The organism is Gilvimarinus polysaccharolyticus (assembly GCF_001187555.1).
Taxonomy (GTDB): domain Bacteria; phylum Pseudomonadota; class Gammaproteobacteria; order Pseudomonadales; family Cellvibrionaceae; genus Gilvimarinus; species Gilvimarinus polysaccharolyticus.
The window spans coordinates 1443944-1456201 of sequence record NZ_LFIJ01000002.1 but is presented as its reverse complement, the minus strand read 5'-3'; the positions used below and the strand labels follow the sequence as shown (position 1 = coordinate 1456201).

Sequence of the window (12258 nt, the reverse complement as noted above, 5' to 3'; positions counted from 1 at the left end):
CTTATTTGTTGTTTCAGGCAAAATAACGCAACACTACAGCACCAGCCGAACAAACCAGCGTGTACTCGGGTGTAACCTCCGGACGCTTACAACCCTATGTTTTTTCTAATTTTGTAGCGTTACTTTTATAACGCGAGTCGTTTCCCCCTTTAAAATAAAGTTGTCGATAGACAGGCATTAAAGCTGGCGTATCAATATGACGTAAGGTAAGCCAACCTATGTTTGTTAGGCATACCCGCATATCACAAGTGTAGTTTTACCGCCCTTGGGACAACGTTGTCAATAGCACAAAAACAATGTTTTTTACGGCCAACCCTTATGGTCAAACAAACCATAATTGACAATAGTCTTACAAAACAGCAAGTTAGAAGCCAAAAAACAGTATTAACCAATGAAAAAATTTAACTTTCTTTTGCTCGGTAAAAAACACCTGACAACGTTGCTTAAAGTAACTAAAGCCCCCCGCCGACGGCAAGTATTACCGCCGGCTACGTTCTAGTTTCAGCTTGGTTTAATCGGTTGTGGTAATACGACTGGTATAAGCTCCTGCACGGGTGCGCAGTTCGAGCTTTGAAGCCTTAACCTCAACGGCGTTATAGTAGGGTAGCCATGGTGAATCAGCATCAGTGCGATACTCCACCCTCAGCCCAGGCCAAGCACTGCTGGCGTGTAACTTACCCTGTTTAAGCAGCGCGCCGGGCGGCGGCAAATGAGCATTAACATCGGCATGCTGCATTCGCGGCAACTCTTTAAGCACCAAGGTTTGACTAAAGTCGGCAAAGGCTCGGTTACGTGCCGCTAGATTGGGGTTACTGCCCTCCCAGCTTGCTTTATGCCAAGCTCGCTCGGCCACCGCCATGACTCGCGGGTAAATCATCGCCTCGAGCTGTTCGGCCGTCCTAATCGTCTCGCTCCATACCTGCCCTTGCATACCTAAAATATTGTCAGGCGTTTGCAGCTTGGGCAGCTCACGCCCGACTAGGGCCTCTAGATCACGGATAGGATCACCATTGCGGGTGAAATCGGCATTGGCGTAAAGATTGTCCGGCATAAAACCAAACACTTTAGCGACACTGGTGGCGCGTGCCGCCCAGTAATAACCGCGCTCGTCAGGGTGCACTTCGTAGGGATGATCGAAATACAGGTGGGTCGCCTGCGACATCACTACCTGATAACCATTATTGGCCAGTCGATAGGCCCGATCGGCCACACCCCACTCCCAAATATTATCCCAAGCGTTGGCGATAACCTCTTTATTAACAAACTGTGAGCGGTTGAAGGTGTTAGTGGCGTCGTACATTAAGCCATCCTCCCAGCCTCCTAACGACAAGCCTCGCGCATTAGCCAAACTGGATACCCGGCTGACAAAATACGGTTTTAAATCCGCCGGGCCTGACACACCCTGTTCACTGGCAAACAGCGCATCACACACGGGCGAAGCGCTCCAAGAGCCCTTGCCTACCTCGTCACCCCCCATATGGAAAATATCGAGTTTTAAACCAGCATCGCGGTACATTTGCTGTAACTCGTAGATAACTTTATCGACAAATGTGTAGGTTGACTCTAAACACACATTGATAGAGTTATCGGTGTAACTTTGCACCGTTATATAGTTTGACGCATCATCTGGATCAGCCAACAAATAACGTCGTGCCTCGGCCTCATCGCCCTGCTCCATTAGCCGAGCATAACGTGCATCCATAGATTTAACCGCCGCCCGAGCATGCCCCGGCATATCGATCTCGGGGATAATCTCTATATGTCTGATCGCGGCAAACTTAAGAATCTCGACAAAATCAGCGCGGGTAAAATAACCGTTACCCGAGCCAGTGGAGTGGGGGCCGGTGCCCAGCTGAGTAAGCAAGCACTCACGTTCGGCCAAATCAAAACAACGCTTAGCGCCTATGTCGGTCAGCTCAGGCAAGCCTGGAATCTGCAAACGCCAACCTTCATCTTCGGTTAAGTGCATGTGCAACTTGTTGAGTTTGTAGCGCGCCATCTGCTCGATTAGCCGCAGTGTTACCGCCTTGCCGTGAAAGTTGCGCCCCATGTCGTAGTGCATACCGCGCCAATGGGCACGCGGTGTATCGGCGATACGCAAACGCGGTAAGGTTATCGCCTCGTTTGGCTTTGGCGGCAACAACCCCAGCAAGCTCTGTACCCCATAAAACGCGCCGGCATTGTCTCGACCGTTAACCACAATACGCTGCTTATCGATGCTTAGGTTGTAGCTCTCGGCTCCTGTAGGTAGTACTAACTTACGCTCGTCCGGCAAACCCACGGCCATCACAATAACTCGGGTATCATCAGCGCTAGAACTAAGATCCGTACTTGGGCTTGCCTCTAATGCCAAGCCCGCTACATCCGCCAATTGGGCTTTAAGGTATTGCGCTTCGCTTTTTAAACGCCCGGCATAAACAATGCGCCAGGTCGTGTCCAGCTGAGCCTCTCCGCGCTGATAATCCACCATTTTAGGGGTGGGAATAACCCGCTTTAAGGCATCTACGGCACTGCCGGTTGCGGCAGGTAGAGCTTGATTGGCTTGATAGCGACTCGCGGCCGTAGCAACCAAAAACTTATCGTCGGCATTACGCATTTGCTGTTCAGGTTGGGTTATCGGGTCGACAAAGTCGCTAAACACCTCGGTGTCTGTATTGCTAAACACCTCGGGTTGCAAGCCTTTAACCACCACAAACGTGCGCGGCATAAAATCGCTATAGCTCACCATATGGGCGGCGGGGGTATAAACAACGTTTAACGTATTACCGGCCTTAAGGCCAATAAACTGGGCGGTAGGTATAACGCGATGCAAATCGCCCTGCACATGCTCAATGGCAATACCCTCGCCTGCGGTAGCCGTCACTTGGCGCACTGAGTGAAAATAAATCGACCAGTCAGATTCACCCGCAGGCAGATATTGTTCTGAGTCATTAATAACACTTAAGCGTATTTGCGTGCCTTTAGCACCGGTATTGCTCAGCACACTAAAGCGCACTTTCGCCTGGCTGGCAAAACTGTGCAGCGACTGTTGAGTAAAAGTCGCGGCCGCAGCGGTAGCGCCATAGAGGCACAACAGCCCCATCAGTAGGTATTTCATTGTTATATCCCCAACTAGATTCACTTAATATCTTGAGCGGCATGTGATTGCATCCGTCAAATGACAACGTTGTCTAGACTACACCAATAAACGCCACTGTCCAGCAGCATCACAAAACATAGTCGAGGTTAGAGTTTCTTTACATATAAACGCTTGCAGGCGCCATACTCATAAAGCGGGAATTTACAAAGGAAGATGACAACACAGAGATAAGATAAAAATACACAAACACTCTAAAAATATCTTAAAAAACACACTGATTGAGAGTAACAACAGAGTTAACACCGTGGGGAATTATAACTAGAACTACATCAATAAAGACAAAGCAAGGTACGGGCACCTTGCTTTGTCTATCGCACCGATTACAAAGGCTCGTTTGCGAAAAACTCTGACAACGCCACTCCCGGATCAGGTTGGCGCATAAAAGCTTCGCCGACCAAAAAGGCATTCACGTTTTGCGCACGCATTGCACTAACATCAGCGGGTGCCAAAATACCACTTTCGGTTACCACTAAACGATCGTCGCCAATATGGGGCAATAAGTCGTAAGTGGTTTGCAGGCTAACCTCAAAGGTATGGAGATTACGGTTATTGATGCCAATCAAACGGTTGGGCAATGCCAGCGCCAGCTCCAGCTCGGCGGCATCGTGCACCTCCACCAATACATCTAAACCTAAACTCAAAGCAAAATCGTTCAGCTCACGCAAACGCTCAACGCTTAAAGCCGACACAATCAGCAAGACGCAATCGGCGCCCATGGCGCGCGCTTCCAGCACTTGGTATTCATCGACAATAAAATCTTTGCGAATCACTGGCAGTGACACTGCCGCGCGGGCTTGACGCAGGTAGTCATCACTACCCTGAAAAAAATCCACATCGGTCAACACCGACAAACAAGCCGCGCCGCCGCGCTGGTAACTGCGAGCTAAATCGGCGGGGACAAAGTCTTCGCGAATCACGCCTTTACTGGGCGAGGCCTTTTTGATCTCAGCGATTACGCCCGACTCTCCGGCCGCGACTTTGCGCTCTAGCGCCTGCACAAAGCCCCGTACTGGGTCGGCATCTTTAGCTTGCTGCTCAAGCTGCGCCACACTAACAACGGCTTTGCGCTCGGCTATCTCTTGCCATTTACGAGAGATAATTTTTTTTAATACAGTGGGCGTATCAGTCATCGCCTTGCCTCCTATTAAGGGCCCTTATTTAAGAGCCCCTGTCTTATATCAAGCTTATTAAAAGCATTCAGTAAAAGCGACCAACTCGCGCAGTTTTTCACCCGCAAGCCCAGAGCCGAGAGTGTCTTGAGCTCGGGCTATCCCCTCCGCTAAAGTATCGGCAAGGCCACTGACATAAATAGCGGCGCCAGCATTCAGAGCGATAATATCTGAGGCTTTGTGGGCTAAATCATTGTGCTCGTTAGCGAGCGCGGCCTGAATAAGCGCCAGCGACGTTTGCGCATCGTCAACCGTTAAGCCAATCAAGCTTTGGCTGGCGATACCAAAATCTTCGGGCTTAATGGTGTACTCGGTAATGCTGCCATTTTTTAGCTCGGCCACATGGGTCTCGCGAGACAGACTTATCTCATCTAAACCATCGGCCGCGTGCACCACCATAACGTGCTCGCTGCCTAAACGCTGCAGTACTTCGGCCATGGGGCGGCAAAGTTTATCGCTAAACACACCGATCACTTGACGCTTAACCCCGGCGGGGTTGGTCATGGGGCCCAGCATGTTAAAGATCGTCCTAAGGCCCAGCTCTTTGCGCGGGCCAATGGCGTGTTTCATGGCGCTGTGATGAGCTGGCGCAAACATAAAGCCCACCCCCAACTCGGTGACACAACGGCCAACTTGCTCGGGTGTTATATTCAGGTTAATGCCCGCAGCCTCGAGTACATCGGCGCTGCCGGTCGAGCTTGAGACCGAGCGATTGCCATGTTTTGCCACATAGCCACCGGCGGCGGCCACGACAAAAGCGCTGGCCGTTGAGACATTAAATAAATTGGCGCCATCGCCACCGGTGCCACAGGTATCGACCAAGTGATCGACATCTATCTCGACGCCAGACGCCAGCTCGCGCATGACCATTGCGGCACCGGTAATTTCATCAATGGTTTCGCCCTTCATACGCAGGCCCAGCAATAAGGCGCCTATTTGCGCCTCGGTAGCAACACCGGTCATTACCTCGCGCATTACCGCGATCATCTCATCGGTGCTTAGGTCTATTTGCTCTACTATTCGCGCCAGCGCGGTTTTAGTATCCACGATATTCTCCTCGTTATTAATGCGCAGCGCCCGTATTAGCTGGGCCCGTTATAAATGTTTGCAGCAATTGATGCCCCTGCTGGGTTTTAACCGATTCGGGGTGAAACTGCACCCCTTGCACTGTGCCGCTACTGTTCTGCAAACCCATGACTTCGAGTGTTTGGCCCGGCCTATAAGTGCCTTCCGTCCAGGCGGTAACACGCAATGAGCTAGGTAAAGTATCCGGATCTACCACCAGTGAGTGATAGCGAGTGACTTCCAGCGGGTTACTTAAACCATGAAACACACCAGCATCAGAATGCCCCACCTTAGCCGTTTTACCGTGCATAACGCGGGCGGCATGAACAACACGCGCACCAAATACGCGGGCAATACACTGGTGCCCCAAGCAAACGCCAAGAATAGGAATTTTACCAGAAAAAGCGCCGATAACGGGCATAGACACCCCAGCATCTTCTGGCCGACCAGGGCCGGGCGATATCACAATATGGGAAGGCGCTAATGCGTCAATATCGGCCACGGTGATGGCATCGTTACGGCGCACTAACACCTCGCAATCTAGATCCTCAAAATAATGCACAAGGTTGTAAGTAAACGAGTCGTAATTATCAATCATTAACAGCATAGCGCAGGTAAACCGCCGGCAAATGGCCCAAAAGTGGGCCGAATGCTAGGCCTTAGCTCTAATAATATCAATAGGCTCGGGCGGCTGTGGTACGCCGCCTACGTCAAACGCCGTTAATACAAACGCCACTAAGGCGCGTTATTAGGTGAGTTGTCGGTTTTAATATCCAGTTGTGGTGCAGGTGAACCGTCAGATTTAACATCGGCTGAGGTAGCGGTATTGCTCGAGGCAAAAGTATCACTCACGTAACTGGCGGCCTTTTGCGACATCTCGCGAAACTTATCAGAGGCGCTGCTGAGTTTTTCGTCCCACTCGGGGTTGGGCGTTTGCCCCTCAATGGTTTTAAAGTACACCTCGATCATCGCGGTTACAGCCAAGGGCTCAAGCAAGGCCGCTTTGATGCTCCAAGCCAGCAATGCAGCGCTTAAGAATGACCAAACACCCACAGACCCTGGAAACAAGGTGGCGATAGCCGCCACCGGCGCCAATATGAGTAAAAAGATGACAAACGCCGATATGTACATAAACAGCATCAAGAATATGGCATTCTTTAGCATTACCTTATAGTTTTGCGCATACAAAATCAGGGCATCTTTACTGGACTGCCAAGGGTTATCACTAGCTACCTTAATGTTGTAAGCCAACATCACCTCATCGACGTAAGTTAATGAGGTGTTAATCACTCGATTAACCAAGCCCGCCAACTGTTGCAGCGCTGGTATTGGAATCATTCTAGAGATCGACATCACCATCCGGTTAAGCATACGCAAAATGCCTTTAATCAGCTGGTCTACGCCAAATAATACGGACGCCTCTTTAAAACGCTCTTTAACCACTTGTTGGCCATGATCTATTTGCCCGCGACCGGCCGGCAACTCACGTCCCTGCAGTAATTCGACCAACACCGCAATATGGCCCGCCTTGATCAAATACAGCAAATACTCCCGCGCCCAATACAAAATTCCGCTAACAATCGCAAAACCCAGCGCGCCACCAATAAAAGCGCCGCCACCATCACCGTCGCCAATAGCGGTGACGCCGTAGCCAATGCCAGCGCCAATACCGGTAATTAAGATATACCCCAGCGCAATCCCCACATACACCAACAAACGCAACACGATAAACGGTAGCGTGCGGCCCATAAGCCTGACGGCATTCATTAAACTAAAGTCCCACATAGAATGTTCCTTATTATTGTTTGACGTTAAAAGCAAAACTCTCGCCATAGTACGATAATCAGCCTAAGACGCTGGTGCAACTGCAATAATGCTTCTTGCGCCAGATGACAAACTTTTTTACTACAACCCCCTAATCGCTTACGTTATCATGACGCACAGCTTGTAAGACCCAACTCACAGACAGAGACGCATCATCAAATCCATGAAAATTATTGTTACCGGCGGCGCCGGATTTATCGGCTCTGCCGTGATTCGCCACTTGATTAACGACACCGAACATCACGTTATCAATTTGGACAAACTCACCTACGCGGGCAACCTCGCCTCTTTGAATGAAGTCGCCAATAATAGTCGCTATCAATTTGTGCAAATGGATATTTGCGATGCCAGCGCTATTGCCGATATTTTGCGCGAGCAACAACCCGACGCAATTATGCATTTGGCCGCAGAGAGCCACGTGGATCGCTCTATCGACCACGCCGGTGAGTTTATGCAAACCAATATTTTAGGCACATTTAATTTACTCGAGCAGGCGCGTCGTTATTGGGACGCTTTATCCGGTGATAAAAAAGCCAACTTTCGCTTTCATCACGTCTCGACCGATGAAGTGTATGGCGACTTAGAAGGCACAACCGATCTCTTTACCGAGACGACCTCTTACGCCCCAAGCTCGCCGTATTCGGCCAGTAAAGCCAGCTCCGATCACTTAGCCCGCGCTTGGCTGCGCACCTACGGCTTACCGGTATTAATCACCAATTGCTCCAATAACTACGGCCCGTGTCACTTTCCAGAAAAACTCATCCCGCACATGATTCTCAATGCACTGGCCGGCAAACCATTGCCTATTTACGGCGATGGCAACCAAATACGCGATTGGCTATACGTAGAAGATCACGCCCGTGCCTTGGTGCGCGTTATTACTCAAGGTAAAGTGGGCGAAACCTACAATATTGGCGGCCACAATGAAGTGCGCAACATAGAGGTAGTAAAACTTTTATGTGAGCTATTAGAAGAACTGGCAAGCGCTCGTAAACCTGCCGACGTTAAACGCTTTGAAGATTTAATCACCTACGTAAAAGATCGTCCGGGCCACGATGTACGCTACGCCATTGACGCCAGCAAAATCGCTCGCGAACTAAACTGGACCCCGCAAGAGACTTTTAGTAGCGGCCTGCGTAAAACCGTACTGTGGTATCTAAACAATGAGGCTTGGTGGCAAAACGTGTTAAGCGGCGCCTACCAGTTAGAACGCATAGGAGCAAAAACATGAAAGGCATAATCTTAGCCGGCGGAAGCGGCACACGTTTATACCCAATTACCCAAGGGGTTTCTAAACAACTGATCCCCGTGTACGACAAGCCAATGATCTACTACCCGCTGTCTATTTTAATGTTGGCGGGTATTCGTCATATTCTCATCATTACCACACCTGAGGACCAGCCCAGCTTTAAAAGGTTGCTGGGTGATGGGGCAAGCTTAGGCTTAACGTTTGAATATATTGTTCAACCCTCTCCCGACGGGCTGGCACAAGCGTTTATTTTAGGCGAAGAATTTATTGGCAATGACTCTGTCTGTTTGGTACTGGGCGACAATATTTATTACGGCCACCATTTAAGCGAAACTTTGGCTCACGCTGTGACTAACGCCGACAACAACCAAGCCACCGTATTTGGCTATCACGTACACGATCCAGAACGTTATGGCGTGGTAGATTTTGACACAAACGGCCATGCCATTAGTATCGAAGAGAAGCCGCAAAAGCCCAAATCAAATTTTGCTGTTACTGGCTTATATTTTTACCCCAACGACGTTGTCGCCAAAGCCAAACAAGTTCAGCCATCAGATCGAGGCGAGCTAGAAATCACCAGCATCAATCAGATGTACCTAGATAGTGACCGACTTAAAGTCGAGCTAATGGGGCGCGGCTATGCATGGCTCGATACCGGCACCCACGAGAGCTTGCTCGAGGCAGCGCAATTTATAGAAACCATTGAAAAACGCCAAGGTTTAAAAATTGCCTGCATAGAAGAGATCGCCTACGAGCTGGGCTATATAAGCAAACAAGATTTACACGATCTCGCCGCACCGCTGGCAAAAAATCAGTACGGCCAATACTTACTAACCCGCGCCGCCGAGGACACTCCAAGATGAAACTGACCCGCCAGGCAATAGCCGATGTTATTTTAATCGAGCCCGCCGTACACGGCGATGAGCGCGGCTATTTTTTTGAATCCTTTCGCAAAGATCAACTCGAACAAACGTTAGGTCATAGTGTTAACTTCAACCAAGATAACGAATCACTATCGTCGCGCGGCGTATTACGTGGCTTACATTATCAGCTGCCACCTCACGCACAAAGTAAACTAGTACGGGTTATAAGTGGCGAGGTTATAGATATAGCTGTTGATATTCGCGTCGGCAGCCCGACCTTTGGCCAACATGTAAAAGCGCATTTAAGTGGCAGTAATAAACATCAATTATTTGTACCCCGGGGCTTTGCTCACGGTTTTGTTGTGCTTAGCGAGCAAGCAATATTTGCCTACAAAGTAGATAACCATTACGCCCCCGAGCACGACTGCGGCATTCATTATAACGACGCCGCACTAGGCATTAACTGGCAGCTAAACACCAGCCAGCTTGTCACCTCGGCCAAAGATGCCCAACAGCCAACATTATTAACACGACAACAAACCGCCCCTGACACGTTATTTGAGTACGGTAAAAATTATTATGCCTAAGCGTCTGTGTATTTTAGTCACCGGTGCCAATGGCCAACTAGGGAGTGAGCTGGCACAACTGAGCAAACAGTATAATGCTATAGATTGGCACTTTGCCGATCGAGCCGCGCTGGATTTAACCGACCGAACCGCTATCGCGCGACAGCTAAACGAGCTACAGCCCAACATTATTATTAATTGTGGCGCTTACACCGCAGTCGATAAAGCCGAATCGGAGCCAGAACTTGCCGATGCAATCAATCACTTAGCGGTGGCACAGTTAGCCCAAAGCGCAAAAAATATTGCCGCCAGTCTTATTCACGTATCCACTGATTACGTATTTAACGGCAAGCAATATCACCCCTACCGCGAAGCTGACAGCGCAGATCCGCAAAGCGTTTACGGCCATACCAAGCTCGCTGGCGAGCAAGCATTTGCCGCAAGCGGTGCGGCTGGCATTATTGTTCGCACCAGCTGGGTTTACTCTGCATTTGGCAATAACTTTGTCACCACCATGAGCCGCTTAGGCCGCGAGCGCACAAGTTTAAACGTTGTTAGCGATCAAATTGGCAGCCCCACCTGGGCGCGCGATCTAGCCCAAGCGCTTATTGATATACTCCTCAGCGGTAAACTGGCAGACAAGCGTGCCGAGATTTATCACTACAGCAATGAAGGCGTATGCAGCTGGTACGATTTTGCCTGGAGCATCATGCAACAGCAAACACTTGATTGCGCACTGACCCCCATCACCACCGAGCAGTATCCAACGCCGGCGCAGCGCCCTCATATGAGTTTATTATGGAAGGCTAAAATCAAACAAGATTTTGACCTAACCATCCCCCACTGGCTATCCTCTTTGCAAAAAGCACTGCCAGAATTTTTAGGGTAATTAAGCATGACCATTAGCGTCTGCATGGCCACTCACAATGGTGAAGCATTTATTGTCAGCCAGCTCGACAGCATTTTAGCCGAGCTGGCGCTCGAGGATGAGCTCATTATTGTTGATGACGACTCTGCAGATAACACCGTCAGTATTATTCGAGCGCAGCAAGATGGCCGTATTAAACTCCAGCAAAATGCCCAATGCTTGGGCCATGTCGCGAGCTTTGCCAAAGCAATCTCTCAAGCTAAAGGCACAGTGATTGTCTTAGCTGATCAAGATGATGTGTGGCCAGAAAAACGCTTAGCACCCATCAAAGCGGCGCTTAACTCACCGACTTGCTTAGTTGTCGCCGGTAATTTTTCTGATATAGACCAGCATGGAAAAACAATACACCCACCCCAAAAGCGCCGTCTATATGCATCTGACAGCGGCCGTTATACAGCTAATCTCTGGGGGATATTACAGGGAACAAGACCTTACTACGGCTGCGCTATGGCTTTTCGTCAAGAATTGAAGCGGCAGATTCTACCAATCCCATCGTATGTAGAATCGCATGATTTATGGATAGCAATGGCCGGCAATATCGATCAAGCAATGACTCATTTAGACAACGATGTACTCGTTAAGCGACAACACGCAAGCAATGTATCAACGCCAACACGCCGTCCTTGGTACAAAATAGCCAAGAGTCGGCTGGGCATGTTAGCCGCACTAGCAACCCTAAGTTTACGAAAACGAAAACTTAGGCGCGAATATGATTAAACGCGCGCTTACGGGCAAGCCATGCGTAACGTAATGTCAACAACAAGGCTTTAATAGGCGAAAAGCCTTCACGTTGATGATAAATCTTCCAAAAATATGGCAATACTTTTAGCTTATTGGCCGAAACAGAATTAGCGCTAACGGTATAGATCGTCAAACTATCCGGCACCCCCAGCACCGAACACCCCGCTCGCGTAAGCTCCAGCCACAGCGCGTAATCCTCGTGCCCCACTAGCGGAAACAAGCGCTCCTCCAACACGGCAGTATCAATCATGACACTCGAGCACACTAACGTGTTTTGTTTTAACAATGATTTATAGCTTGCCTGTAATGGCGGTGTACGCACATAAGCTTTGCTCTGCGTAGCGCACACTACTTTTGTACCAGTGCAACTTATAGCCGCTTGCGAGTGCTGCATCGCGGCCAATTGCAGCTCAAGTTTATTAGCCTCCCAAGCATCGTCGGCATCGAGAAAGGCAATAAAATCGCCGCGCGCTCGTGCTAATGCCGCATTACGAGGCGCCGCAGGTGAGCCGCTATTGCTCGGCAACTGGATTAAATTGATTCGCGCATCTTGACCGGCATAGCTTGTTGCCTGCGCTACTGTCGCATCGGTCGAGGCATCATCCACCAGCCACAACTCCCAGTGAGGGTAACTCTGAGCTTGTACCGAGGCAATGGCTCGAGCTATTGTCTCCTGCGCATTAAACACTGGCATAACGATACTCACCATAGGTG

The 12258-nt window shown here is 49.7% G+C and carries 11 protein-coding genes; 5 read left to right on the top strand and 6 right to left on the bottom strand.

Annotated elements, in window-relative coordinates; translation table 11 throughout:
• Positions 1–511: 511 nt before the first annotated feature.
• The 5 genes from GILYN3_RS14895 to GILYN3_RS14875 form a co-directional block, all read right to left on the bottom strand.
• Positions 512–3097, bottom strand: coding sequence for a family 20 glycosylhydrolase (locus GILYN3_RS14895; protein ID WP_157484946.1), 2586 nt, complete (start codon positions 3095–3097; stop codon positions 512–514).
• A 362-nt stretch (positions 3098–3459) separates the two neighbouring features.
• Positions 3460–4269: an indole-3-glycerol phosphate synthase TrpC gene (trpC, locus tag GILYN3_RS14890; RefSeq protein ID WP_049723732.1), complete on the bottom strand. Its 810-nt coding sequence runs from the start codon at positions 4267–4269 to the stop codon at positions 3460–3462.
• A 57-nt stretch (positions 4270–4326) separates the two neighbouring features.
• On the bottom strand, positions 4327–5355 hold the full coding sequence (gene trpD, locus GILYN3_RS14885; RefSeq protein WP_049723731.1) for an anthranilate phosphoribosyltransferase: 1029 nt from the start codon (positions 5353–5355) through the stop codon (positions 4327–4329).
• A gap of 16 nt (positions 5356–5371) precedes the next feature.
• Positions 5372–5980: an anthranilate synthase component II gene (locus GILYN3_RS14880; RefSeq protein ID WP_049723730.1), complete on the bottom strand. Its 609-nt coding sequence runs from the start codon at positions 5978–5980 to the stop codon at positions 5372–5374.
• A 128-nt stretch (positions 5981–6108) separates the two neighbouring features.
• On the bottom strand, positions 6109–7158 hold the full coding sequence (locus tag GILYN3_RS14875) for a hypothetical protein (protein WP_198147370.1): 1050 nt from the start codon (positions 7156–7158) through the stop codon (positions 6109–6111).
• Positions 7159–7360: 202 nt separating this feature from the next.
• Between GILYN3_RS14875 and rfbB the strand changes: the two genes are divergently transcribed.
• From rfbB to GILYN3_RS14850, 5 genes are read left to right on the top strand one after another with little or no spacing between them, the layout of a single operon-like run.
• A complete protein-coding gene (rfbB, locus tag GILYN3_RS14870) occupies positions 7361–8428 on the top strand; it encodes a dTDP-glucose 4,6-dehydratase (protein ID WP_049723729.1) in 1068 nt (355 codons plus the stop codon).
• Positions 8425–9309 (top strand): glucose-1-phosphate thymidylyltransferase RfbA, encoded by an 885-nt coding sequence (gene rfbA / locus GILYN3_RS14865; RefSeq protein WP_049723728.1) that lies wholly within the window; start codon positions 8425–8427, stop codon positions 9307–9309. The genes rfbB and rfbA overlap by 4 nt, the downstream gene beginning before the upstream one ends.
• Positions 9306–9896 (top strand): dTDP-4-dehydrorhamnose 3,5-epimerase, encoded by a 591-nt coding sequence (gene rfbC, locus GILYN3_RS14860; RefSeq protein ID WP_049723727.1) that lies wholly within the window; start codon positions 9306–9308, stop codon positions 9894–9896. The genes rfbA and rfbC overlap by 4 nt, the downstream gene beginning before the upstream one ends.
• Entirely contained in the window at positions 9889–10764 is an 876-nt protein-coding gene (rfbD, locus tag GILYN3_RS14855; RefSeq protein WP_198147369.1) for a dTDP-4-dehydrorhamnose reductase, read from the top strand. The genes rfbC and rfbD overlap by 8 nt, the downstream gene beginning before the upstream one ends.
• Positions 10765–10770: 6 nt before the next feature.
• Positions 10771–11520 carry a glycosyltransferase gene (locus tag GILYN3_RS14850; RefSeq protein ID WP_084005485.1) on the top strand — a complete coding sequence of 250 codons (750 nt, stop codon included), beginning with the start codon at positions 10771–10773 and terminating at the stop codon, positions 11518–11520.
• On the opposite strand, the gene GILYN3_RS14845 is transcribed toward GILYN3_RS14850, so the two are convergent.
• Entirely contained in the window at positions 11501–12253 is a 753-nt protein-coding gene (locus GILYN3_RS14845; protein ID WP_198147368.1) for a glycosyltransferase family 2 protein, read from the bottom strand. The genes GILYN3_RS14850 and GILYN3_RS14845 overlap by 20 nt on opposite strands.
• Positions 12254–12258 lie beyond the last annotated feature (5 nt).